The following is a 22,819-nucleotide window of genomic DNA, read 5'->3' on the forward strand; positions in this document are numbered from 1 at the left end:
TCGCGATCAATCCAGCGGCTTGTCGGTGGGCCGGGGCGTGGTGCTCGCCTGGCGCGGCCGACCGGCATTTCGGTTGGCGACCGGATTGTCCAATGGAACGCTCGACGGACGCGACGCGCCCGAGGTCCTTGGCGTCAGCGGTTTTGCACCGGCATCCGTGTCGCTGGCATCCCTCCTTGGGTGCGGCAGGCCCTCGGCGTTCGGTGACCGGACGGCGGGTTTCGAGGCAGAATCTTCCTTGGCCATGATGGTTCCTTTCCTTGCACGAAACGATCTCAATCATCGGCAAGATTGAAAGTTCCGCGACCGCGACGGCACCGACGCCGTCAACGGGAGAGCACGAGCGAAGACGAAACGGTTCTCGTGCCGATGAACGGCTCACCCATGCGGCCGCATGACCACCTTGATGCAGCCGTCCTGCTTGTCGCGAAAGGTCTTGTAGAGATCAGGCCCGGCTTCGAGGCCGGCCCTGTGCGTGATCACGAAGGACGGGTCGATCTCGCCGGTCTGGACCTTGGCCAAAAGCGGTTCGAGATACCGTTGCGTATGGGTCTGGCCCATACGGAACGTCAGGCCTTTGTTCATCGCGGCGCCGAAGGGGATATGATCGACGAGGCCGATATACACGCCGGGGATCGAAATGGTGCCGCCCTTGCGGCAACAGTAGATTGCTTCGCGCAGCACATGTGGCCTGTCGGTGCCGAGGAAGGCAGCCGCCTTGACCTTGTCGAGCATGGAGTCGGCACTGGCGCCGGCGTCGGCTTCGGTGCCCACGCAATCGATACAGCGATCCGGCCCGCGGCCATCGGTCATCGCCATCAGGGCGTCGTAGATATTTGAATTGCTGAAATCGAGTGTCTCGGCCTTGCCATGCTCGCGAGCCATGGCCAGTCGTTCCGAAACCTTGTCGATCGCGATTACGCGACCGGCGCCGAGCATCCATGCGCTCTGGATGGCGAACTGGCCGACCGGACCGCAGCCCCAGATCGCGACCGTGTCGCCGGGCTCGATGCCGGCGTTCTCCGCTGCCATGTAGCCGGTCGGAAAGATGTCGGAAAGAAACAGCACCTGCTCGTCATCCATGCCTTCCGGCACCTTGATCGGGCCGACATCGGCGAATGGAACGCGCAGATATTCGGCCTGGCCGCCCCAATAGCCGCCGACCAGATGCGAATAGCCGAACAGGCCGGCCGGCGATTGTCCCATCACCTCCGCCGCTTGCTTGGCATTGGGATTGGACCGATCGCAAAGCGAGAACAGCCCCTTCTGGCAAAACCAGCACTCGCCGCACGAAATGTTGAACGGCACCACGATGCGGTCGCCCTTCTTGAACTTGGAATGGCCACGGCCGACCTCCACGACCTCTCCCATGGTCTCGTGTCCAAGCACGTCGCCCGATTCCATGGTCGGCATGTAGCCGTCCATCAGATGCAGGTCCGAGCCGCAAATGGCGCAGCAGGTGACCTTGATGATGACGTCACGGTCATCCTCGATGGACGGATCCTGCACCTGATCGCAGCGTATATCGCCTTTGCCGTGCCATGTGAGGGCTTTCATCGTGTTGCTCCTGCGTTGACTATTTTGAGGTGTCGGCAAATTCATCGTTCAGCCGAAGTGGGCTGCCACCGACGATTATCTTGCGATACTCACAAAGGGCCTGCGTTCGCGGACAGGAAGAGATCAGTCTCTGGACGCCGAACCCGGCTCGGCCATTTTGCGGTGCTGTTCGGCCAGCGTGCCTGCCGGGGTGATATGCGCGGCGGCGACCTGCAACTTGTTCTTCCAGCCGCTGATCACTTGTTCCTCTCCCGCCATCATCGCCTCATAGCCGGTTTTGGCGACGTCGGCCGGATTGTCCTTCTCATCGGTGCCGACCTTTGTATCCATCATTTCGGCGCGTTCGAAGAACCGCGTCTGCGTCGCCCCGGGCATCAGCACCGTGACTGTGACGCCGGTGTCCTGCATCTCATGGCGCAGTGCGATCGAGAAGGAATCGATGAACGCCTTGGTGCCGTTGTAGACCGCCTGGAAAGTGCCGGGCATGAAGCCGGCAATCGATCCGGTGAACAGAATTCGGCCACGGCCGCGGCGAGCCATCCTGGCGCCGAGTTCATGCGCGAGGTAGACCGTGCCGGTAATGTTGGTGTCGATAACCCGGCGAACTTTCTGCCAATCCTGGTCGAGAAAGCCGTCGCCGAGTCCGCGTCCGGCGTTCAGGAACAGAAGGTCGACGTCGCGATCGCCGATCTGCATGATGAGTTGATCGACGCCCTCGACGGATGCCAGATCTGCCTCGATGGCTTCAACAGTCACATTATGCGAAGCCAGAGCCTCGGCCGCCTGTTGGACCGCGGGCTCGTCGGCGGCTATGATCAGGTTATAGCCGTCCTTGGCGCATAGTTTGGCAAGTTCCTTGCCGATGCCGCTCGATGCGCCCGTCACCACGGCCAGCTTTGCATTGGTCATCATGTCCTCCGAAAACCGTTCTGGCCGAACCAGCGGGGTCCCTGATTGTTCCGCGTGGACCAGATCGAAATGCTGGCTGCCGGAGGACCATGCCAGTCGACTCCCTTGGCGCGTTCAGGCGCGAACGACTCGGGGACGGCGAAGTGGAACAACTGAGGTCGATCCATGTTCGGTGTCGTGCGGCGTCGTCGCTCCCCTTGTTTGACGCCGCGCGATCGGGTTCCCCTCAGCCTGATCAGCCCGCGCGCTCCCCTGCCGGGAGGCGCGGGCTTTCTCACGAGCTTGGCGGTCATGTCTTGAGTTCATCTGGGAACAACCCACACACTCGGCAGTTCGGCCGCAGGAGAAACGAAATGCGATATGCCGATGAAATCGCGCTCAGGCGCGTGAAGATGCTGGTCGAACAATATGTATCCGCCAGAAGCAGGAGATATGATTTCGTCTCGACCGAGCTGGCGTGCAAGGCCATTCGTCAGGTGGTTCGCAGCCCCATCGACGATAGCGAGCTGGATCATTTGCTGGCTAAAAGTGCCGTCAAACAAGGGCTTTCCATCCGGTTCGACCGGATAGGATCCTTGCAGGCTGCTTCACCCGAACTCATCCAGGAAAAGTCAGTATGAAAGCGATGTGGTTGATTTGGTCGGCGTCGGCGTTGCTCGTTTTGGCGGCGTGCAACAACAATGCCGACCCCGTCAAATCCAAGACGGATACGATGAACAGCCAGCCGGTCGACAAGAATCCAACCACGGATACCAATCCGACACCGCAGTCCAGTACCGGCGGGGACCAGCAAGGCACGCAGCCGAGGCAACCGGCATTACCGAAGCCGTCTGGTGGTTAGGGGCAGCGTTGTTGCTTGTCGGGTTGTAACGCCGGCGAGAGTCGTAAGTCGCGCATGAGCCGACAGCAAAGCGACGCCGCGTCTGGTTTCGACAGATCGGCAACGGCAGATTTCATGACGCTCTTGCGAATGCGAATTTCAAACCTCGCGCCTCCTTGACCTTCCGGAGCCCGCGAAGCGCGCGGCGCTGGCGCGACCCGGCCGCGCTCGATCCCTTAAGTTGCCACGCTGCTGGGGCGACGGCCGGTGCCCGGCCTCGGTGCCACCTGGCTGTGGAACTATTTTCGTCATTGGCTGTTCGGCAGGCTAAGGGAGCCGCAGGATGGAACGACGCAACGCACTACTCTCGCTGGTGATAGCCGGGGTCATAATTGTCGGTTTCCTGATCGGCTTTCTCTACGTCGATATGGGGTGGCGCACCTCGCCCCTGAAACGAGCGCCTGAACAGAACCAGGGCGGCAACGCTCCGGCCGACACCTCACCGGCCGCGGGAGTCAAGAAAGAGCCCAAGGAAAATACCGAGATGCCGGGGCAGCAGTGATTCACCGCTCGCCAACAGCCGCAACTTGGTCAACAGTCCCGCCGTCCTTCATATCACAGCCGAGGGCGTTGTCTGTCATCCACCGTGTTGTGTCTGACGCTTCTTCTGCTCCCGGTCTGGTTGGCCGCTGGTTTTTCCCACTGGCTCTGGCTCGCGCTTCGCATATCGGACCGACGACAGGAGCTTGCGTGCTTCTCGGAACATCTCCGCTGGACTGACCTTTATCAGGATGGAGAGCAAAAGCTATGGAGCTTGGTGATGGGTATACTTTCCGATCTGGACAAGAAGCTGACGGACAACATGTATGAACATGGCAGCGAGCTCACCGACGCAGTTGCGGACCTGCCGCGGCCCGTCGTTGAAACCGTCGACCAGCTGATGGTTTTCATTCAGCCCGAAGCGCGCGAGACAGTGAGAAAACAGGTTCTTGGCCTGGTCCACGAATACAGGATCGAGAACCCTACAGACCCAACAGAGCAGGATTGAACTAGCCGTTCTGGTCGATCGCGTGGGGCGCGGGCTGGCTGCCGCCATCGTTGCTCGGTCTATGGCTGCCGAACCACAACCAAGCCGCAATGACGACGACTGCCACGATGGCTATCCAGACTATCAGACGAGGCATTGCGGAATCCTCTGTGCCAGCAGCCCATCACGTCGACGATCAGGACGGGTCGCCACTTTCCCCCCTGTTCCAATCCCACAATCGATGCTTTGTTCCGCTTGAATTGGTTCTGTCGTGGCCTGCGGGCCACTGTCGCTGGTCCTCATGTCCCGCGGTCGGCGCCTGTCCGAGCGGTGGCGTTTGATTGACGGGCAAACCGGGCGCTCTAGATCAATTCACGCCGACCGCGACTTCCATCGGCTCGGGGAGACCAGTCTCGTGGCGCATCAAACGCGGGCTTTGACCTTTAGTGGCCCTTATCCCAGGCTGAGTTGTTTGTGCGTGCTGTTGCTCACGGGCGTCTTGGCGGGATGCTCGTCTTCCGACCAGATCAAGCAGCAATCACAAACGGTGGCCTCCGCGGCACAGACCGTATCGATGGTGCTCGATGCCTGGATGGATGGGGCGGCGCCGTTCGCATACACATCCGGCACGCTGCGGTCGACCGGCAAGACCCTGGCCGACGCCGAGGCACAAATCCGATCGGCCGGGACGGCCGAACCCGCCGAGCAATCTGCTTTGGCGGCAGCGGTCAAGGATCTGTCGGCCGCGGTGGCTCGCGCCGAGGCGGGATTGCAGGCGGACAGTCGAGCGGAGGTCCAAAACGCAAGGCAGGATCTTCGGCAGGGCTCGCGCACGCTTGCCACCGCCTATGCCAGATATTTCGCGCCGAAGCCATGAAGAAGCTCGTGGAAATATCGCTCGGCGTGGTTACCAGCGTTGGCGGCTTCCTCGAAGTCGGATCGATGGCGACGGCGGCCCAAGCGGGCGCAACCTTCGGTTTCCAGTTGATCTGGGCCGTGGTCCTCGGCACCATCTGCATCATCTTTCTGGTGGAAATGGCCGGCCGGTTCGCCGCGGTGAGCCATCACACGATCTGCGACGGCATTCGCGAGAGATTTGGTTTCAACGTCTTTGTGTGGCCGTTGCTTGCCACCTTGCTGCTCAGTCTCATGGTGCTCTCCGCCGAGATCGGCGGCGTTGCCATCGCACTCGAACTTGCCTCGGGCATAGGCTTCCAGTGGTGGGCTCTGCCGGTGGCTTTTCTGGCATGGCTGCTGCTCTGGAAAGGCACGTTCGGTTTCATCGAGAAAGGCGTGTCGATGCTGGGCCTGGTGACGTTGTGTTTCGTGGTCGCGGCCGTGATGCTGAAACCCGATTGGACGGCGGTCGCGGCTGGCGCGGTGCCTTCGCTGCCAGCCCACGATACCGCCAATTACTGGTTCATGGCGGTCAGCATTCTCGGCGCCTCGATATCGCCCTACCTGTTCATGTTCTATTCCTCGGGGGCTATCGAGGACCAGTGGGACAAGAGCTATCTCGGCGCCAATCGGGCCATAGCGGGACTGGGGATGACCTTCGGCGGCACCATTTCGATCGGCGTGTTGATCGTGGCCGCTCTCGTGCTGGCGACGCACGGCATCAACCAGGTCGACGACTATCACCAAATGCCGTTGATGCTGATCCCGGTATTCGGCTTCTGGGGTTTCATCCTGTTCGTAGCCTCTCTCGCCATTGCCTGCTTTGGCGCTGCACTCGAAGTCGCGCTGCAACAGGCTTACCTCGTGGCGCAAGGTTTCGGCTGGACCTGGGGCGAGGACCGCAAGCCGCGCGACGATCCAGGCTTCAGCGCCGTGTATACGGTATCCCTGTTGCTTGCGGCCCTCCCGATCATGCTTGGTGTCGATCCGTTGAGGCTCACCATATTTTCCATGGCGCTGACGGCAGCCAGCCTGCCGTTGACGGTGGTTCCATTCCTGTTTCTGTTGAACGACGAACGCTACGTCGGCGAGCATCGCAACGGCATTCTCTCGAATGCCGCGGTCATCTTCATCATCGCGCTCGGCTTTGTGCTGGCCGTGGTGACGATCCCGCTGCAGATATTCGGAGGCACCTGATGGAGTTGCTGCGTGATCTCCTGGACAAGCAGGTGGTCGACCGCCGCCAGGTCAAAATCGGCAAGGTCGACGGGTTGGTGGCCGAATTGCGCCAGGGCAAGCCCCCAAGGATCGTCGCGATCGAACTCGGCTCCATCACTTTGGCGCGTCGCCTTGGCACATGGCCGGGACGATGGATGGCGCAACTCGCGGCAAAGCTGGGTGGTAAGCGCCATGGCGAGCCGCATCGGATCGCCTGGCACAAGGTGAAGGATATCGGCGTCGACATCGAGTTCGATATCGATGTGCGTCGGACGACGATCTTCGCCTGGCAGGACTGGTTGCGCGATCATGTCATCGGACGCATTCCGGGAGCTTGATGATGACCATCGTCAATCTCGAACATCTGGCTGGGCGACGCGTGCTTTCGCAGCGGGGCAAGAGCATCGGCTATATCGAGGAAATCCGCGCCGAACCGGATGGCGACGATTTCGTCGTTACCGAATTCCATGTCGGCGTCTACGCTGCTTTCGAGCGTCTTTCGGCCTCGGCCATAGGCGTGGCCGTGCTCGATCTTTTTGGGCTCCGCCGTCGCGGTGGCCTATACCGCATCCCCTGGGACAAGCTCGACATCTCTAATCCTGCGCGGCCGCGCCTGCTGTGCCCGATGACCGAACTTCCCGGTATGAAGAGCGCACCCGATCTTCCCGAATAGGCCGTCGCCGCGCTTCCTCGCAGACCTTGTCACCGTCACCGTAGCATGCTCGCCGCCAGAAAAACCGCGGCCGCTACCAAAACGACGGCTGCAACGACCAACAGCGGCCAGTTGCTGCGAGGCCGCGGTTCCGGCTCGCCTTCGACCGGCCGCATCGCGTTGGCGAAGCTCGCTTCATTTTCGAATTTCGGCCGGCGGGAACGTGGCGGCTCTGTTGGGGGCGGATTTTGTGTGTCCGCCGCCTCGGCATCGGTCTCCATCGGAGCAACGGCAGGATCGAAGCCCGGCGTTTTGTCCTGCGTCTCTCCCGACTGGATCTCGCCTCTGGCAGAGACCGGTGTAGGAATTGACATCTTGGCACTGACCTCTCGTTCGAACCAGGCTCTACCAAATCAGCGGCTGCGGTGCACATGGGCCCAAGGGCTAAATTTGATCGCCGAGCAGAATCCTGACGTCCTTGGCCGCGACGATGAACGCCTGCCGTGCAACCCTTGGAGGCTTTTCGCCACGCATGACCGCAAGGCAGGCCTTGATGGCCGCAAGACGCCTTTCCGAGGTCGGCTTCGGCCAGTCCCGCAGCAGCACTTCGGCGGCATCGGACACAGAGACCACAACCCTGTCGCGGTCTATGCGGCCAGGTTGAATGACGATCGGCTTTCTGAAATGGCCTGTGCGCACCCGCCCCTCCAAGACCTTCCCCTGTTGCTCCACGAAGCCCTTCCGCGGACGGCCTCTAACGCCGCGACGGTCGATTTGTTCCAGTGCACCTGGCGTTGGAATTTGGAATAAACGACGCCTGAGCCACTCGTCTCCACCATGGTTTTCTGGCTCTGCCGGGGTCTGGTGCATGGGGCTTGGAGAGCGGAACAAAGCGCATCTTGGCTTGTTAGGACGCAGCGCAAATTCGCTCACTGACAAGGACAAAGCCAATGAAAACACGACACCTTCTCGCATCCCTCGCGGTTGCTTCCACGGTTCTCGCAATGCCTGCCTTCGCGGCCGACAGCGCCCAGGATTTTGTCGACAGGGCTGCCGTCGGCGGCAAGTTTGAAGTGGACTCGAGTCAGATTGCCTTGGGCAAGGCCCAGGACCAGCGCGTCAAGGATTTTGCCCAGATGATGATCCGGGACCACGGCGCCGCCAACACCAAGCTGCAAGCGGTCGCCGGTGAACAAAAACTGAAGGTGCCCTCAGCGCTCGATGCTCAGCATCAGGGCGATCTGGATAAGCTCAAGAACGGGCAGGGGCCGATTGATCCGGCCTATGTCGACGCGCAGCGCAAGGCGCATGACGAAGCCGTCAAGCTGTTCGAGGATTATGCAAGCGGGGGTGACAACGCCGCGCTCAAGACTTTTGCCCAGCAAACGGTCGGCACGCTGAAGATGCACCAGCAGGCGATCGAAAAGATCGCCGCCGGGCAAGATTCCATTACGGGAGCGACAACGCCGGCGGTGAAGACCGACAACACTGCCAACGCCGCCGCTCTTGTCCCCGGCGCAAACAGCTTCACCGAATCCCAGGCCAAGAGCCGGATCGAGAATGCGGGATATTCGAACGTATCGAAGCTGACCAAGGACGATCAGGGCATCTGGCGTGGCCAAGCGGCCAAGGGAGGCGAAAACCTAAACGTCGGGCTCGACTACCAGGGCAACATCGTTGCCGCAAGCAAGTGAGCGTGGATCAGGAGAAATCACATGAAGACGGTAACTGGACTGTTCGACAATTATGACGACGCGGCCGATGCGGTCGGCGAGCTTGAGGCGACGGGAGTCCCACATTCCAATATCAGCATCGTCGCCAACAACTCGGATGACTGGTACGACACAAATCGTTCGGAGGCCGCTGAAGACGCTGGCAGCGGTGCCGGAATCGGAGCCGTGATCGGCGGCGCCGGGGGCTTGCTCACGGGACTGGGCGTCATGGCCATTCCGGGTGTTGGCCCGGTGGTCGCGGCCGGATGGCTCGCCGCCACCGCCGCCGGCGCGGTTGCCGGTGCCGTGGCCGGTGGAGCGGCCGGCGGCATCATCGGCGGTCTGACGGAGTCGGGTGTGCCCGAGCGCGATGCACACGTCTATGCGGAAGGTGTACGCCGCGGCGGTACCTTGGTGACGGCTAGGGTTGAGGACCAACTTGTGCCGAATGCCGAGGAGATTTTGGGGCAATCCCGATCGGTGGACCTGGCCGAACGCCGCAGATCGTACGAGGCCGATGGCTGGACCGGCTTCGATGCCAATGCTGGCGAATACGTGCCGGGCGAGATCGATCGCGACGGCGGACGCGCAATCAATCGACCCTGAAAGCGCTCACGTTCCTCTGACTGGCACGCAGCGACGAGATCGCGGAAATCGATCTTGCCGCGCTATGCCGGGGCGCTTTGCGGCGTTTAAGCACCATCGAACCCATCTCGAGGGTATCGGGTTGGGTTCGATCTCATTTGAGGCCATATTCCCTGCGGAATCTCCGCCGCTCAGAACGGATCGCTCCGTGACCAACCGGGCACCCCGCCCGCAAGGCGGAACCATGGAGGGGTCGACGTTGTTGTCCCAGCGGCCGACTTGTCGGTTGGCGGGCTAGGAGCAATCATTGATGACCACGGATCGATCACGCGAAAACGTCCTGGTTTCGCTCCCGTTGATCAATGCAAAGGCGGCGCCGACCCTTAAGCACGCCGGGGCGGAAGTTTTCTACATGGAAGCGATCCGCGAACTCACCGCCACGGACATTCCCTTTCTGGTTGCTGGAACCTATGCGGTAAGCGCCTATACCGGCGTCACTCGCCAGACCAAGGATCTCGATATCTTCTGCAAGGCCGGTGACTACGCGCGGATCCTCGCCCATTTCAAGGAGCTTGGATATGCCGTCGAAATCGAGGACGACCGGTGGCTTGGCAAGGTGTTCAAGGGCAGGCATTTCTTCGACGTCATCTTCGGATCGGCCAACGGCATGATGCCTGTCGGCGATCGATGGCTGGAACATGCCCGACAGATCGAGTTGCTGGGCAGCCGTGTGCGGATCATCGGACCGACCGAACTCATCTGGTCCAAATGCTTCATTCAAGACAGGGGCCGGCACGACGGCGCCGATATCGCCCACACGATCCTCAAGGCACACGACCAGATAGATTGGCACCGGCTGCTTTCCTATCTGGAGGTTCATTGGGAGGTCCTGCTGATGCAGCTCATCAACTTCAGATGGATTTACCCAAGCGAGCGCGATCACATCCCGGCATGGCTCCTCGATGAACTGCTCGACCGCCTCGCAAAGCAACGGCAATTGCCGTCCCCCAGGATGAAGATCTGCCGCGGGCGGCTGCTGTCGCAATCCGACTACGAGATTGATGTCAAGGAATGGGGCTTCGCCGGCGTCGGAGGTGTGGGGGATTTTCGTGATGCCTGACCGCCTGGAGAACGTCGCGCCGAAGGATAGCGCACGGACACTTAAAGTTGCCGCCATGGGGGATCTGCATGTCAGGGAAGATCCCCGAACCTCGTATCGCGATCTCTTCGGCGAGATATCCAGGGAAGCCGAGATTCTCGTCCTGACGGGAGATCTCACCAATCTCGGCAAGCCTCGTGAGGCGGAGATGCTCGCCGAGGACCTGCGTAACTGCTCGATCCCGGTAGTGGCGGTGCTCGGCAATCACGACTACGAATCCGGCGCGGTGGACGACGTCGCAAACATCCTGCGCCAGGCGCATGTTCACCTTCTCGACGGCCATGCGGTCGAAATCGAGGAGGTCGGCTTCGTCGGCGTGAAAGGGTTCGTTGGCGGCTTCGGATCGCGCATGCTCGGCTCCTTCGGCGAACCCACGATCAAGGCGATGGTCTCGGAAAGTGTCAACGAGGCGATGCGCCTCGAAAACGCGATGCGCCAGGTACGGGCGAAGCGGACGCTCGTGGTCCTCCACTACGCGCCGATCGCTGAAACCGTCGAGGGTGAACCGCTGGAGATATTTCCGTTTCTTGGCTCTTCACGCCTTGCCGAGACGATCGATCGGTTCAAGGTCAGCGCGGTCGTGCACGGTCACGCGCATCGCGGCTCCTACGAAGGCCACACGCCTGGGGGCGCCAAGGTCTACAACGTCGCCATGCACGTGGCCAAACCGAACGGTCGCCCCTATGCCTTGCTGGAACTCTGACGCCACGGCATCGTGCGAGCATTCAGTTTGAAGGCTCCGCCAGGAAGTGGCGGCGCAGTAGTGCGAGCTGACCACGGTTGTTTGCCGGCGATATCATTTTGGAGTTCGTCGCCAGTGGCGAATTCGTCAAACCTCCGTCTTGTCGAAGCTCCGCCGGGCGATAATTCTTCAGAAGGCGTGGGTGCTTCTCCCTCTCAGACAGGAGCCGACCATGAAACATCAGACACTCGACCAGCTCCAAACCGTCGCCAGGATTGAGCCGCTGGCGCCGTTTTCGGTAATGACACGTAATGAACGCATCGCGCGTTGGGCTGAACTTCTCGAGCAAAATCCCGAACGATGCCTCGGTGCGCTAACCGGCACGGAACATTTGCGTCCCGAAGCACGCGCCATCGCACGTGGGGAAGGATCGGCACTCGCGGTTGCCTTCGAAGACCCGATCTTGCGTGCATCGGGTCTGGGGGACGACACATATGGCGAGGCAAAGCGCTTCTTCGAATTGAGCGACTGGCAACTCCACGACATTGTCTGTGATTGCCACGTCGGTGCCACCATGAAAGCACGATGGGCCGCGGCTCGGGTCCGTGCAACGATCAGCGGGAACAGGCTCTTTGCATTCTTGAGGCGGTGCTTGATGCGGTGAGACCAGCGGGAGGTCGTTGCATGTCCGCGACGACCTCCTACACCGCCCAATGCGCAAGCTATCGCCGATCGTCCTCGCGGTAGAGCTGGTCGGTAGCGCGGTCGCTTTCCCTGCGTTCAACCGGACCACGGTTACGGCGGGTTACCAGGACATAGGCAATCAGTATGATCAGCAGCGCTGGCCCGCCGGCGACGACGATTAGCCACATGATACCGTCAGACATTGGAAATCTCCTTTCCTCCACAACCGGCAAGGAGACGATCCGTTCCGCTTGGATCGCGGCGCTGACCGGCGATCGGTTCCCGTCATCCAGGGGGTCCAGACGCCCAGCTATTGCCACAGGCCGATCGCCACCACCGCCATGATCAGGTATCTTGGCTGGACGATGCGACATCGGGGTAGGGAAGATATTGGATCTGGCAAGCCAGCGAGCCGAGGGAAATTCCATCGGCTTCGGCAAGGAAGGTCGCCAGTTCGTTGTTTTGGCGGCCCGATTGTATGAAATCCGCGGTCACCGCCTCGGCGTCGCCTTTGATATTGGCCGCATCGACACCATGGCTTTCCCACAGTGCTCTATAGTGGCGGATCAAGGTCGAGTCATCGGCTGGAGAGCCCGCGCGAATAGTGTAGATCATGGCCTTGCAACGCCCACGGATCTGGGCCGTTCCCACGCCGACACAACGGGCCAATATTTGAGGCTCGACTGAGCGGGAGAGCCTTGGCGCTCGTGCGGGTGGCGATGGCGCAATCTACCTGAAAGTTCCGTCAGTCCGCAGTCTTGCCCAAAGTGTCGGCGACGACCGCGCCGCGCTCACCCATGGGAACCGCAGGGCCTGTGGTCGAGTCACAGGCTGTCTGATGTTCCATTTCCGCGTTGATGGCGGCGCCGGCGATCAGGATGATGACTGAAATCCATGTCCACATCATCAGGCCGACCACGGCACCGAGCGAGCCGTATGTCGCGTTATAGTTGGCAAAATGCTGGAGATAGAACGAGAACAGCCACGACGCGATGATCCATGCCGCGGTTGCCGCAAGCGCTCCCCAGCTCAACCATCGCCATTTCGCATGTTCCCGACTTGGCCCGAAACGGTAGAGCAAGGAAATGCCGGTCAGGATCGACACCACCAGGATGGGCCATCGGGATACCGCAACCACGGTTTCTGTCCAGGCATCAAGGTAGAAAAAGCGCAACAGCGACGGAACAACACCCACCGTAAGCAGCAGCACGATGCCGATGAGCAGGGCTCCGGCCGTGAACAGGATCGACATCAGATTGAGGACAAGGAACGAGCGTTTCTCACGCTCTTCGTAGGCGATGTTCATCGCGTCGAAGAGTGCCTTCATGCCGCTATTGGCGCTCCAGAGGGCGATTGTCAGCCCAATGAAAAAGCCTGTGCCGAGAGCGCCTGCTTTCTGGCGGGCCAAGGCCTGCAGCTGATCGCGGATGAGATCGAGCCCACCCTGCGGTAACAATCCCTCGAGGTAAGCGACATCGTCGGCGACCGTGACCGGGTCCGCGACGAAGCCATAGATCGAGATGAAGGCCGCCAGGGCGGGAAACAAGGCGAGCAGGAGATAGAAGGTCGCGCCGGCAGCCACCAGCAGAACCCGGTCCTTGTTGAACTCTTCCCAAAGTCGCCAGAAGATGTCCTTCCACCCCAGCCCAGTGATTTGAGATGGCCATGTGGCGTCGCGCCCCCGGCTTCCTGGCTCCCGCCCTGCTGGGGCATTGCCGTCCTTGGTTGTCGAGGCCGCGCGGCTGGCTGCTTCCTCATCGATCAGCGAGGGCTGCTTGTCGTTCGGCGGAGAACCTCGTTGTGGTTTCAAAGCCATTACCGGGTTCGAGGATGTCCAAAGCGTGGCTGACAACGCGGGACAAAGACACCCGTTCCCGCCGTGCGGCCGATCATGATTTTCCTCCTTACCTGCATCTTTTGCGGCCGAGCGGCGTTTGAAATTGGTCAAGTGAACGGGTGTGTCCGATGAGAACGACAACCAGGGATAAGCTCAGGCGCGAAGCGGCGTTGTCCGAGGACGCCGACCTGATCGTCAATCGAACAGCCCACTTCATTGGGGATTGGATCGAAGAACATGTCGTTGACAAGTCTATCCCTATGTCCGGCATCGATGTCGCGGAGGAACTCGCAAGTCAGTGCGTCGCGGATGCGCAAGACGAGGGGATCGCGGCGCAGGACATCCAGGATGAGGTGGGCGATCTTACTGAATACATCGCGGAAACAATCGATGAAGGGAACGGCTCCCCCTTGGAAGGCGTGGCCACGGTGGCAACCAGAATCGCGGAACCTCGTTTGTCGAGTGTCAGCCCGAGGAGATGGCGATGACGAGGTTCCTGTCCTTTCTGGTCCTGGCAACGGGTCTTGCGCTCACCGCATGTGACAACAGCACCGAGCCGACGAAGGCCAACACCGACACCGTCACCAAGAACCCGCCGGTCGACCAGGACGCCAGACCGAAGTCGACGACCGGTGGCGATCAGCCAACTGCCCCGGCGACCAAATGAACCCGATTTCCTATTGCGATACGCCGCTGCTGCGTGCGTGGCCTGAACGATGAGGCTCCGGTGATTTCCCCGGCGCGGCTAGGCTGATGACTGCACAAGCCAGGATTTACGGAGGGACCGGAACCTCAATCCACTGCTGCGCATTTCGACTTCACGCTTGGAAGACAAAATGTCATCCAACATCAAGACGCTGGCCAAGGAGAATTCAGATGCAAGGTTCAGAAGCGATTTCCAGGCGCCCTACCGGCGGCATGAGCATAGAACCATTCCTCGGCACGGTGACGGTCCGGTTCTCCGACGCGATAGTCGCCGCAAGCGACCGTGCGAAAATTCTTCGGGAGGAGGGCCATGAGCCGGTATTCTATATCCCCTTCGAGGATATCTATTTCGACCTCTTCGAGAAGACCAACACCACCAGCGAATGCCCGTTGAAGGGAACAGCGAGCTATTGGCGCGTTCATGCTGTCGGCGGCTCGGCCGATGACTTCATGTGGGCATATGAGACGCCGGATACCGCGGCCCTGGCCATCGCGCGTCATGGCGCCTTCGATCCGAAAAAGGCACGTATTGACGTCGATCCCAAGGAGGACAAGCGGCACACTCCACATGTCATGGAGTAGGATGCCGCCTCGACCTTCGTTCTTCTTGCTTGTCGCCATGCCGGCAAGTCGCCGCCGCCGGATCAGCGGCAGCGGTGCGAGTCCGAGCCTTCCCCACATCGATCCACTCTCTAGAAGCCTCGTTGCGGCCGCTTCGATCGGTTTTAGCCGCGCCTCACCGACCCGCGGGAGCAAATCACCCTTTCGCGATCAGGCAGGGTTTTGTCGCGCTGCATTCGGAACAATGCCCGGAGTAAAAGGTTAGCGGCGAAACCAGTCAGGAGCGGAGCCATGTCCGAAACCCTCGTCTCAAAGCCAATTGGCCTCAGCCGGAGACGTTTCATGACGGGCACGGTTTCGGCCGCTGCGGTCGCACCGCTCCTGCCTCCTAAGGCCAAGGCGGATGAAGTGGCCGCGCCCCGTTCCAAGCTCCGGGAGCCGGTCGTCACCTCGCTTCGTATCAACAGGCAGGCTTACGAGCTTTCGCTCGACACTAGGACCAGCCTGCTCGACGCCTTGCGTGACCACGTTGGGCTGACCGGGACGAAAAAAGGCTGCGACCATGGGCAATGCGGCGCATGCACCGTGCTCGTCGACGGAAAACGGGTCCTCTCCTGCCTGAGCTTCGCGGTGATGATGCAGGGCAAGGATGTGACGACCGTGGAGGGGCTCGCCTCGCGCGACGGCGCCCTGCATCCGATGCAGCAGGCCTTTATCGACCATGACGCCTTCCAGTGCGGCTATTGCACGCCGGGCCAGATTCTGTCGGCCATAGGCTGCGTCAACGAAGGCCACGCCGGTTCCGAGGCCGATATCCGGGAATATATGAGCGGCAACATCTGCCGGTGCGCCGCATACCCCAACATCGTGGCGGCGATCGTGCAGGCTCGCGACGAAACCGGGAGAGCCTGACATGCGTCCTTTCGTTCTCGAGCAACCGGCCAACATCCCGGCGGCTGTCGCCCTCGCTTCGAATTTTGCCGCGCCGGATCGGCCGCCGACCCAGTCAGACATGCAATTCATCGCTGGCGGCACCAATCTAGCCGACTACATGAAGCTCGACGTTGCCCAACCGAGCCGCCTCCTCGATCTCAATCGTCTCTCCGAGCCGGCGCTTCGGCAAATCCGCGTCACCGCCGAAGGGGTTCGTTTCGGGGCGCTGGTGCGGATGGGCGAGGCGGCTGACGATAAAGACGTCAGGCTTTATTATCCGGTCATTGCCGACAGCCTCAGGCTGGCAGCCAGCGGTCAACTCCGCAACATGGCCAGCCTTGCCGGCAACGTGCTGCAACGGACGCGGTGCGAGTATTTCAGGGAGATCTCATGGGCCTGCAACAAGCGCCAGCCGGGTTCGGGCTGCGCGGCAATGGACGGTTTCAATAGGCAACACGCGGTGCTGGGCGTCAGTGACGCCTGCATCGCCACCTATCATGGTGATTTCGCCCAGGCACTGATTGCCCTTGACGCCAACCTCCATGTCGAGGGTTCGCGTGGCGCGCGCGAAATCCGGTTCGCCGACCTGCATCGCTTGCCCGGCGATACCCCTCATGTCGAGACCGGTCTCGCTGCTGACGAGATCATCACTGCCATCGACGTGCCCGCGGGTCCTTGGACCCGGCGTTCCCGCTACCTTAAGGTCCGTGACCGCGAATCCTATGCCTTCGCTCTGGCTTCCGCGGCGGTCGCTCTCGACCTCGACGGCAACAACGTTCGCGAGGCACGCATAGCACTTGGCGGCGTCGCCACGGTGCCGTGGCGGGCGAGGGAAGCGGAAGCGGTCCTGCACGGCAAGATACTGGATGAGGCAACGGCGCGGGCGGCCGCGGAGACGGCTTTCGCCGATGCCAGGCCGCGCGACCACAACGCGTTCAAGATCGAGCTTGGCAAAAGGACGCTGGTGCGGGCGCTCCTCGAAACCCGTGACATGAAGGTGTGATCATGAACGCAGCCGCTCCGCAGCCCAAGGAGAACATGGGTGCCCCGCTGCCGCGCATCGACGGGCGGCTGAAGGTGACCGGTCAGGCGACTTATCCGGCGGACCTCCCGGCGGCCAACGTCGCCTATGGCGCGCTGGCCACCAGCAGTATCGCCAGGGGCAGGGTGACGGCACTTCACCTGGACAATGCCCGAGCGGTGCCGGGCGTGCTCGACATCGTGACCTATGGCGACATGGACGCGGTGGACAAGCCGAAATTCGGCAACACCGCCGCCGCCTCGATCGCGCCCCTGCATGACCGGAAGGTCTTCCACGACGGGCAGATCATTGCCTTGGTGGTCGCCGAGACCTTCGAGGCGGCGGAGGAAGCTGCGCTGCTGATCCGCGCCGACTACGCCGAGGAGAAACCGAGTGCGGGCTTCGACAGCCCTGGAGCAACGACCGTTGCCGCCGCGGGCAAAAGCCCGATGTTCAAGGAAGACGTCAAGTCTGGCGATTTCGACGCCGCCTATGCCGCTGCTCCGGTCAGGATCGATGCACGCTATTCGACACCGACGCAGCACCACAACCCGATCGAACTGTTTTCGACGACGGCAATGTGGCAGGGCGATCAACTCACCATCCATGAGCCTTCCCAGAACGTCACCGGCTGGAAGGCCGAACTTGCCAGGCAGTTGAAGATCGATCCGGCAAAGGTGCGCATCGTCAGCCCATACATCGGCGGCGCATTCGGCTCGAAGGGGCCGATGACGGCCCGCACGGCGATCGTCGCGGTCGCTGCAAGGCGTCTCGGCCGGCCGGTGCGTTGCGTGGTCAGCCGCATGCAGGCGTTTGGTACCCAGACCTATCGCGCCGAGACCAGACACCGGATCCGAATGGGCGCCGACAAGGACGGCCGCATAACAGCTTTCGCGCATGAGGGCTGGGAGGTGACATCGCGACCCGATCCCTATGTGGTCGGGGGAACGTCGGCGACCGGCCGTATGTATGATTACGGCGCGGTGCTTACGCAGGTGTCGCTGGTCCAGGCGGACCGCAACACGCCCGGCTACATGCGTTCGCCTCCCGAAACGCCTTACGTCTATGCGCTGGAGAATGCCATGGACGAGATGGCGGTGGCGCTGGCCATGGACCCGGTGGAGTTCCGAAGGGTGAACGAGCCAAAAGCCGAACCGATCGGGAGAAAGCCGTTCTCGAGCCGCTCGCTGATGCAATGCTACGACCAGGCGGCGGACGCATTCGGCTGGGCGAAGCGGGACGCCAAGGTCGGATCGATGCACGACGGCGACTGGTTGATCGGCATGGGTTGCGCGACGGCGATCTATCCGACCTCATCGGCTCCCTGCGCTGCGCGCGTGTGGCTGACCGTCGACGGCGATGTACGTGTCCAGAGCGGCTCGCATGAAATCGGCACCGGGGTGCGCACGGTCGCCGGCCAGATGGCAGCAGAGCGCCTCGGTGTCGCCATGGACAGGGTCAGCGTCGAGATGGGCGACAGCACCTTGCCTCCGGCGCCCGTGTCGGGAGGGTCTATCTCCACCGCAAGCGTCTGTTCGGCGGTACTCAAGGCCTGCGACGCGATCAGGACGAAGCTGTTTGCCGCGGCGATCGGCGAAGGTGGTCCGCTTGCCGGCGCCCACAATGAGGAACTGGATATCCTCGATGGCAAAATCATTGCCAAGGGCGGCGCTTCGGCAAAGGTCGAGGACGTCTTGAAAACCCTGCGGGTGGGGGCGATCGAGGAGTATGCCGAGTATGCGCCCAAGGGGGCGAGCCCCGAAGCGCTCAAGAAGCTCTATGCCGGCCAGCCGGAGTTTCACGGCGGCGAGCAGGACGAGGATTCGGTGAAATATGCATTCGGCGCGGAATTCGTCGAAGTTCGCATCAATCGCCTTACCAGGGAAATCCGCGTGCCGCGCATTGTCGGGGCCTTTGCCGCCGGCCGCATCATGAACACGCGCACGGCGCGCAGCCAACTGATGGGCGGAATGATCTGGGGCATCGGCCAGGCGCTGCATGAGGCGACCGAGGTAGACAGCCGCTATGCGCGATACGTCAATCGAGATCTGCAGGACTACCTCGTGCCGGTCAACGCCGACATCAAGGATCTCCAAGTGATCCTGGTTCCGGAGATTGACCGAGAGGTCAATCCGGCAGGCGTGAAGGGCCTCGGAGAACTGGGCAATGTCGGCACGGCGGCCGCCGTTGCGAGCGCGGTATACCATGCGACTGGCAAACGAATCCGCGATCTTCCCATCAGGATCGAGCAGCTTATCGCCTGATCGGGCTTACCCATGGGCGGTCTGATTCACGAATTATTACGTGAGGGAACGTCCGGGCCGCCAGCGTCTTTCGTCCCGTAGGCGGGTGGTCGTCTCGCACAACTCAATGGAGATGAAGATGCCCAATCAAGGCGGTAGCCACGAACAACACGTGAAAGCAGGCCAGCAAAGCCATAAGAAACATGGACGATAAGAACCGACGTCAGCGGCAGGAAGCCGGTGACAATCAGCGCCAACAAGGCGGCGACAGCGTCGGCACGACGCGTGGCGGAACCCATGAACAGATGTGAGAGCTGGCGAGCAAGCTCCGTGCCCGTCCCGAGCGCTGGGGACGGGCTCCGGAGTGATAGTGCTGCGCCAGAGTCGACGCCGCATGCTTAAGCCGAAAGAGAGACAGATTTGATGCCCGATCCGAGAGAACCCGACCCTAACCGCGACGTACCCATGCCGGCTCCCAATTGGAAGCCCAAGCCGATCGGCGAACCGGAGCCGGAAGGATTGCCCGACGAGGCGCCGTTGCCCAATCCTGACGAGAACGAAGAGCCCCCGATGCATGCGGTCGGCTGAGCGGAATCCGCCCTTCGTTTGGTCACTCCTCGTCGAAGCGGCCGCCTTCCCTTGAAGGATCGCGTGAGAGCACCGCTTCCTCGACATCGTCGGGCAATGCCTCGTCGCTTTCCTGGTAGGGGTTGTCGTCATCTTCCTCGGGCAATTCGCCGTCGGCCTCGTCTTCCACCTCGACGTCATCCGGAAGGATTCTCGCGCCTGCGAGCGCGTCCCAATCCTGCTGCTCTACCGTGGGACCTTCAGTCTCCGTCGGGTCTTCGTTCTGAACTGCGGGTTGCTCTCTTTTGCGGGGGGCCATCGTCGTTCTCCGAAATCCGGGGAGTTTGCCCCGGATCGCCTGAAGCGCCGGGGCAACAGCTCGCCAGCTAGGCGGCCTGTTCCAGGGCACGTTCGTTGACACCGCCCTCGCCAAGGCTGGAAAGTGCCTCGTCGGTCGCCGTCTCCTCCTCGAGGGTCTCGTTAAGGAGTTTGACCACGTCGCTCTTGCCGAGCTGTTCGGCCCAGGCGATCAGCGTCCCGTAGCGCGCGATCTCGTAGTGTTCGACGGCCTGCGCCGCCCCGACCAGCCCAGCATCCAGCGCCGGGTCGCCCTTATATTCCTGGAGGATTTCCGAACCCTCCTCGATGATGCCGTCGATGGCCGGACAGGTTTTGCCCCGGGCCGGCTTGTCGAGCAGTTCGAAGATTTGTTCGAGGCGGTCGACCTGGCCCTCGGTCTCCTGCAGGTGTTTCTCGAATGCTGCCGAAACATCTTCGGATTCGGCGCCTTTTGCCATTTTCGGCAGTGCCTTCAGGATTTTCTTCTCGGCGTAGTAGATGTCCTTCAGCCCGTCGAGGAACAGGGCTTCAAGGCCTTTCGTTGCCGCTTTCTTCGCAGTCGCCATGATTTTTATCTCCAATTGTCGTGAAGCCCACCAGCGGTGTAGCTGGAGCACAACTTGCTGTGAGGACGGTTGTTCCAGCCATCTCGCAATGACGCGCAAGCGTGTCCGCGGCGCGAACTCCGTCACTGGATCTGTTGCATGGTGCATTGACGCGGCGCCTTGTCCGGCCGCCAGCGCAACAGTTTGGTGCCATGCCGGAACCTGTCGCCGGTGACATGGTCGAAGCGGACCTCCACCACCAGTTCCGGCCGCAGGGGCTCCCATTCGCCGCTGCGCTGCGTGCTCCAGCGGCTAGGCCCACCCGGCGCCTTGCCGGTGAAGCCGGGCCCGCCACGCAGCTTTTCCAGCTTTCGGGTGACGCCAGCCCGGTCATCCCTGCCAATGGTCGAGGTAAAACCGACATGGTCGAGTTTGCCGCTCTCATCATAAAGGCCGAGCAGGAGCGAGCCGACCTCCTTGCCGCCGGTCAGATAGCGGAATCCTCCAACCACGCAGTCGGCCGTACGCAGCCGTTTGACCTTGACCATCGCGCGTTCCCCCGGCCGGTAGGGGGCGGCCAGCAATTTGGCGACCACGCCGTCGGTGGAACCATGGCCGGCTTCCTCAAGCCAGCGTCTGGCGGTCGCCGGATCGGTCGTGCGGGGCGAGAGCCGCAACCCAGGCTTGGCGCAGTCCTGAACGAAGCCCTCGACTGCCAGGCGTCGTTGCGTCAACGACTCGCCGAGCAGGATCGTGTCGCCTGGCGCGACCGGCATGTCGAACAGGATCAGCCGGGCAGGCGTTTGCGCGCTCAGCTTGCGGATGCGGCTTTCGGCTGGGTGAAGCCGCATCTGTAGCGCGTCGAAAGAAAGCTGGCCTTCGAGCTCGATGACGATCTCGCCATCGACGACGAAATTGCGGGCCTCGACCTGCCGCAGCATGGCGACGAGCTCCGGGAAGTAACGGCCGAGAGGTTTGCCGGATTTGGCGCGCAAGTAGACATCCGTGTCGCCTTTGAAGGCGAGGCAGCGAAACCCGTCCCATTTGGGCTCGTATTGCCAAAGGCCTTCCCCATCCGGCAGGATGTCGGCTGCCTTGGCCTCCATGGGGGGCGTGTCCAGGGGTAGGGCAAACCTGTCCGTCATTGCCTTTACTTTCTGGGGCACGGCGCCAGCGGCGAAGCCCGCCAGCCGCAGGAGCTTCAGGCACCGAGATCGATCAAAGCCACACCGAATTCAGCTCGCTTGCGGCGGCGCAGGTGACCCGGCGCTTCCACCACGGTGATTTCCAATGTCGGCCGAACGGTGCCTTCGAGCAGGTGGCCGCCTTTGGTCGCGCCGTCGCTCAAACCAAGCACCGCGTGGACATGAAGGCTTGGCTTGCCATCATCGCCCGTCGCGACATCACCGATCGCGCTCAGGACCTCGCATTGTTCGTCGACCGGGATTTTTCGATAGGTCTTCGCCTCCAGGTCGAACCAACCGACGGTGGCCCGTTGGAACGCGCCGATCGCCGTCAGGGAGGCGCTACCGATCTTCTGCTCGACCGCGAAGCTGGTCAGCGCCGCGAACGCTTCCTCGCCGGGGTCGAGCACCACGACAAATGTCCGTTGGCCATTGGCCTCGTTGACGAGTCGCGATTTCATGCCGGCGTTCCAATCCTCGCGGTCGGTCAGTGGGCGTGGTGTTCGGCGTTCCTCTTGCGGGTCGCCGCCGCCTTCTTTGCCGATTCGGACCGGCTGGCGGCCGATCGGGAAGCGGACGCCTTTCCGCCGCTTTTGCCGCCCTTGTGCGCCGCTGGGTGCCCCGTGTGCTTGCCACGCCCGGAGCCGCCTTCCTTCTTGCCGCCACCATCGTCCTTGTTGACCGTCGCCCATGCGCGTCGCTCGGCTTCCTTGTCGGAGACGCCACGCTTCTCGTAGCCTTCGGCAATATGATCGGCCTTGCGTTCCTGCTTGTCGGTGTATTTGGATTTCTCGCCTCGGGGCATGATCGTTTCTCCTTCTCGATGGAGGTTGAACGCCAAGCCGGCGCCCGGGTTCCAAGCGCGGTCAGCCTTGCCCGATACGCCCTATCGCGGCGGCTGTTGCAGCCAAGTAGGTTCAACCGATCGCGAACCTGACCACCGCCGCCAGGGTCAGGATGCCGACCAGTCCTGCCACGAAGA

At 61.8% G+C, this 22,819-nt stretch carries 34 protein-coding genes; 20 read left to right on the top strand and 14 right to left on the bottom strand.

Annotated features, from left to right (window positions below; all coding sequences use genetic code 11):
* Positions 1-6: 6 nt before the first annotated feature.
* The 3 genes from AC3CB8_RS12925 to AC3CB8_RS12935 all read right to left on the bottom strand — a co-directional run bounded on the left by AC3CB8_RS12925 (position 7) and on the right by AC3CB8_RS12935 (position 2,466).
* A complete protein-coding gene (locus tag AC3CB8_RS12925) occupies positions 7-246 on the bottom strand; it encodes a hypothetical protein (RefSeq protein ID WP_023771261.1) in 240 nt (79 codons plus the stop codon).
* A gap of 132 nt (positions 247-378) precedes the next feature.
* Positions 379-1,557: a zinc-dependent alcohol dehydrogenase gene (locus AC3CB8_RS12930; protein WP_352562923.1), complete on the bottom strand. Its 1,179-nt coding sequence runs from the start codon at positions 1,555-1,557 to the stop codon at positions 379-381.
* Positions 1,558-1,680: 123 nt separating this feature from the next.
* On the bottom strand, positions 1,681-2,466 hold the full coding sequence (locus AC3CB8_RS12935; protein WP_031240530.1) for an SDR family NAD(P)-dependent oxidoreductase: 786 nt from the start codon (positions 2,464-2,466) through the stop codon (positions 1,681-1,683).
* Positions 2,467-2,819: 353 nt separating this feature from the next.
* Between AC3CB8_RS12935 and AC3CB8_RS12940 the strand changes: the two genes are divergently transcribed.
* From AC3CB8_RS12940 to AC3CB8_RS12955, 4 genes are all read left to right on the top strand, one after another.
* A complete protein-coding gene (locus AC3CB8_RS12940; protein ID WP_023771258.1) occupies positions 2,820-3,086 on the top strand; it encodes a hypothetical protein in 267 nt (88 codons plus the stop codon).
* Positions 3,083-3,307, top strand: coding sequence for a hypothetical protein (locus AC3CB8_RS12945; RefSeq protein WP_023771257.1), 225 nt, complete (start codon positions 3,083-3,085; stop codon positions 3,305-3,307). Before AC3CB8_RS12940 ends, AC3CB8_RS12945 begins: the two co-directional genes overlap by 4 nt.
* Positions 3,308-3,629: 322 nt before the next feature.
* A complete protein-coding gene (locus AC3CB8_RS12950; protein ID WP_352562924.1) occupies positions 3,630-3,848 on the top strand; it encodes a hypothetical protein in 219 nt (72 codons plus the stop codon).
* Positions 3,849-4,106: 258 nt separating this feature from the next.
* Positions 4,107-4,334 carry a hypothetical protein gene (locus AC3CB8_RS12955; RefSeq protein WP_023771255.1) on the top strand — a complete coding sequence of 76 codons (228 nt, stop codon included), beginning with the start codon at positions 4,107-4,109 and terminating at the stop codon, positions 4,332-4,334.
* Position 4,335: 1 nt separating this feature from the next.
* On the opposite strand, the gene AC3CB8_RS12960 is transcribed toward AC3CB8_RS12955, so the two are convergent.
* Positions 4,336-4,470: a hypothetical protein gene (locus AC3CB8_RS12960; RefSeq protein WP_023771254.1), complete on the bottom strand. Its 135-nt coding sequence runs from the start codon at positions 4,468-4,470 to the stop codon at positions 4,336-4,338.
* A 417-nt stretch (positions 4,471-4,887) separates the two neighbouring features.
* Here AC3CB8_RS12960 and AC3CB8_RS12965 point away from each other — a divergent pair, with 417 nt between their 5' ends.
* Genes AC3CB8_RS12965 through AC3CB8_RS12980 form a run of 4 tightly spaced genes read left to right on the top strand, consistent with a single transcriptional unit; the run spans position 4,888 to position 7,101 of the window.
* Positions 4,888-5,190: a hypothetical protein gene (locus tag AC3CB8_RS12965; RefSeq protein WP_352562925.1), complete on the top strand. Its 303-nt coding sequence runs from the start codon at positions 4,888-4,890 to the stop codon at positions 5,188-5,190.
* The gene (locus tag AC3CB8_RS12970; protein WP_023771252.1) at positions 5,187-6,407 is read left to right on the top strand and encodes an NRAMP family divalent metal transporter; all 1,221 of its coding nucleotides are present in this window, start codon (positions 5,187-5,189) and stop codon (positions 6,405-6,407) included. The genes AC3CB8_RS12965 and AC3CB8_RS12970 overlap by 4 nt, the downstream gene beginning before the upstream one ends.
* On the top strand, positions 6,407-6,766 hold the full coding sequence (locus tag AC3CB8_RS12975; protein ID WP_015319130.1) for a hypothetical protein: 360 nt from the start codon (positions 6,407-6,409) through the stop codon (positions 6,764-6,766). The genes AC3CB8_RS12970 and AC3CB8_RS12975 overlap by 1 nt, the downstream gene beginning before the upstream one ends.
* A complete protein-coding gene (locus tag AC3CB8_RS12980) occupies positions 6,766-7,101 on the top strand; it encodes a hypothetical protein (protein ID WP_352562926.1) in 336 nt (111 codons plus the stop codon). Before AC3CB8_RS12975 ends, AC3CB8_RS12980 begins: the two co-directional genes overlap by 1 nt.
* A 35-nt stretch (positions 7,102-7,136) precedes the next feature.
* On the opposite strand, the gene AC3CB8_RS12985 is transcribed toward AC3CB8_RS12980, so the two are convergent.
* Positions 7,137-7,454 carry a hypothetical protein gene (locus tag AC3CB8_RS12985; protein WP_023771250.1) on the bottom strand — a complete coding sequence of 106 codons (318 nt, stop codon included), beginning with the start codon at positions 7,452-7,454 and terminating at the stop codon, positions 7,137-7,139.
* Between the two features lie 70 nt (positions 7,455-7,524).
* Positions 7,525-7,779 (bottom strand): DUF982 domain-containing protein, encoded by a 255-nt coding sequence (locus AC3CB8_RS12990; RefSeq protein ID WP_352595139.1) that lies wholly within the window; start codon positions 7,777-7,779, stop codon positions 7,525-7,527.
* Positions 7,780-8,030: 251 nt separating this feature from the next.
* On the opposite strand from AC3CB8_RS12990, the gene AC3CB8_RS12995 reads away from it, so the two are divergent.
* The 5 genes from AC3CB8_RS12995 to AC3CB8_RS13015 all read left to right on the top strand — a co-directional run bounded on the left by AC3CB8_RS12995 (position 8,031) and on the right by AC3CB8_RS13015 (position 11,882).
* Positions 8,031-8,774 (top strand): DUF4142 domain-containing protein, encoded by a 744-nt coding sequence (locus AC3CB8_RS12995; protein ID WP_023771248.1) that lies wholly within the window; start codon positions 8,031-8,033, stop codon positions 8,772-8,774.
* Positions 8,775-8,795: 21 nt separating this feature from the next.
* The gene (locus AC3CB8_RS13000) at positions 8,796-9,398 is read left to right on the top strand and encodes a general stress protein (RefSeq protein WP_023771247.1); all 603 of its coding nucleotides are present in this window, start codon (positions 8,796-8,798) and stop codon (positions 9,396-9,398) included.
* Positions 9,399-9,687: 289 nt separating this feature from the next.
* Positions 9,688-10,497: a nucleotidyltransferase family protein gene (locus AC3CB8_RS13005; RefSeq protein ID WP_023771246.1), complete on the top strand. Its 810-nt coding sequence runs from the start codon at positions 9,688-9,690 to the stop codon at positions 10,495-10,497.
* A complete protein-coding gene (locus AC3CB8_RS13010) occupies positions 10,490-11,239 on the top strand; it encodes a metallophosphoesterase family protein (RefSeq protein WP_023771245.1) in 750 nt (249 codons plus the stop codon). The genes AC3CB8_RS13005 and AC3CB8_RS13010 overlap by 8 nt, the downstream gene beginning before the upstream one ends.
* 211 nt (positions 11,240-11,450) lie before the next feature.
* Complete coding sequence (locus AC3CB8_RS13015; RefSeq protein WP_023771244.1) at positions 11,451-11,882, top strand: hypothetical protein; 432 nt, start codon at positions 11,451-11,453, stop codon at positions 11,880-11,882.
* A gap of 58 nt (positions 11,883-11,940) precedes the next feature.
* Here AC3CB8_RS13015 and AC3CB8_RS13020 read toward each other — a convergent pair whose 3' ends face one another.
* The 3 genes from AC3CB8_RS13020 to AC3CB8_RS13030 all read right to left on the bottom strand — a co-directional run bounded on the left by AC3CB8_RS13020 (position 11,941) and on the right by AC3CB8_RS13030 (position 13,718).
* Positions 11,941-12,105 carry a hypothetical protein gene (locus AC3CB8_RS13020; protein ID WP_023771243.1) on the bottom strand — a complete coding sequence of 55 codons (165 nt, stop codon included), beginning with the start codon at positions 12,103-12,105 and terminating at the stop codon, positions 11,941-11,943.
* Positions 12,106-12,247: 142 nt separating this feature from the next.
* Positions 12,248-12,517 (bottom strand): hypothetical protein, encoded by a 270-nt coding sequence (locus tag AC3CB8_RS13025; protein ID WP_352562928.1) that lies wholly within the window; start codon positions 12,515-12,517, stop codon positions 12,248-12,250.
* A gap of 130 nt (positions 12,518-12,647) precedes the next feature.
* Positions 12,648-13,718, bottom strand: coding sequence for a YihY/virulence factor BrkB family protein (locus AC3CB8_RS13030; protein ID WP_352563026.1), 1,071 nt, complete (start codon positions 13,716-13,718; stop codon positions 12,648-12,650).
* A gap of 149 nt (positions 13,719-13,867) precedes the next feature.
* Between AC3CB8_RS13030 and AC3CB8_RS13035 the strand changes: the two genes are divergently transcribed.
* The 7 genes from AC3CB8_RS13035 (at position 13,868) to AC3CB8_RS13065 (ending at position 19,790) form a co-directional block, all read left to right on the top strand.
* On the top strand, positions 13,868-14,227 hold the full coding sequence (locus AC3CB8_RS13035) for a DUF768 domain-containing protein (RefSeq protein ID WP_023771240.1): 360 nt from the start codon (positions 13,868-13,870) through the stop codon (positions 14,225-14,227).
* On the top strand, positions 14,224-14,406 hold the full coding sequence (locus AC3CB8_RS13040) for an immunogenic protein (bcsp31-1) (protein ID WP_023794695.1): 183 nt from the start codon (positions 14,224-14,226) through the stop codon (positions 14,404-14,406). Before AC3CB8_RS13035 ends, AC3CB8_RS13040 begins: the two co-directional genes overlap by 4 nt.
* Before the next feature lie 209 nt (positions 14,407-14,615).
* Positions 14,616-15,026 (top strand): DUF427 domain-containing protein, encoded by a 411-nt coding sequence (locus AC3CB8_RS13045; protein ID WP_352562929.1) that lies wholly within the window; start codon positions 14,616-14,618, stop codon positions 15,024-15,026.
* Between the two features lie 270 nt (positions 15,027-15,296).
* A complete protein-coding gene (locus AC3CB8_RS13050) occupies positions 15,297-15,917 on the top strand; it encodes a (2Fe-2S)-binding protein (protein WP_023782360.1) in 621 nt (206 codons plus the stop codon).
* A gap of 1 nt (position 15,918) precedes the next feature.
* Positions 15,919-16,941: an FAD binding domain-containing protein gene (locus AC3CB8_RS13055; protein ID WP_023782359.1), complete on the top strand. Its 1,023-nt coding sequence runs from the start codon at positions 15,919-15,921 to the stop codon at positions 16,939-16,941.
* 2 nt (positions 16,942-16,943) lie between these two features.
* The gene (locus AC3CB8_RS13060; protein ID WP_023771236.1) at positions 16,944-19,223 is read left to right on the top strand and encodes a xanthine dehydrogenase family protein molybdopterin-binding subunit; all 2,280 of its coding nucleotides are present in this window, start codon (positions 16,944-16,946) and stop codon (positions 19,221-19,223) included.
* Between the two features lie 402 nt (positions 19,224-19,625).
* Positions 19,626-19,790 carry a hypothetical protein gene (locus AC3CB8_RS13065; protein WP_015319110.1) on the top strand — a complete coding sequence of 55 codons (165 nt, stop codon included), beginning with the start codon at positions 19,626-19,628 and terminating at the stop codon, positions 19,788-19,790.
* Between the two features lie 22 nt (positions 19,791-19,812).
* Here the strand turns inward: AC3CB8_RS13065 and AC3CB8_RS13070 are convergent, their stop codons facing one another.
* The 5 genes from AC3CB8_RS13070 to AC3CB8_RS13090 form a co-directional block, all read right to left on the bottom strand.
* Complete coding sequence (locus AC3CB8_RS13070) at positions 19,813-20,088, bottom strand: hypothetical protein (RefSeq protein ID WP_023782357.1); 276 nt, start codon at positions 20,086-20,088, stop codon at positions 19,813-19,815.
* Positions 20,089-20,155: 67 nt separating this feature from the next.
* Positions 20,156-20,674 (bottom strand): YciE/YciF ferroxidase family protein, encoded by a 519-nt coding sequence (locus AC3CB8_RS13075; RefSeq protein ID WP_015319108.1) that lies wholly within the window; start codon positions 20,672-20,674, stop codon positions 20,156-20,158.
* 122 nt (positions 20,675-20,796) lie between these two features.
* Positions 20,797-21,798: an ATP-dependent DNA ligase gene (locus AC3CB8_RS13080; protein ID WP_352726320.1), complete on the bottom strand. Its 1,002-nt coding sequence runs from the start codon at positions 21,796-21,798 to the stop codon at positions 20,797-20,799.
* Positions 21,799-21,854: 56 nt separating this feature from the next.
* Positions 21,855-22,298: a PPC domain-containing DNA-binding protein gene (locus AC3CB8_RS13085; RefSeq protein WP_023771231.1), complete on the bottom strand. Its 444-nt coding sequence runs from the start codon at positions 22,296-22,298 to the stop codon at positions 21,855-21,857.
* 26 nt (positions 22,299-22,324) lie between these two features.
* Positions 22,325-22,642, bottom strand: coding sequence for a hypothetical protein (locus AC3CB8_RS13090; RefSeq protein ID WP_023771230.1), 318 nt, complete (start codon positions 22,640-22,642; stop codon positions 22,325-22,327).
* Positions 22,643-22,819: the final 177 nt, after the last annotated feature.

The sequence above is a fragment of the Mesorhizobium sp. P160927 genome, assembly GCF_057766385.1.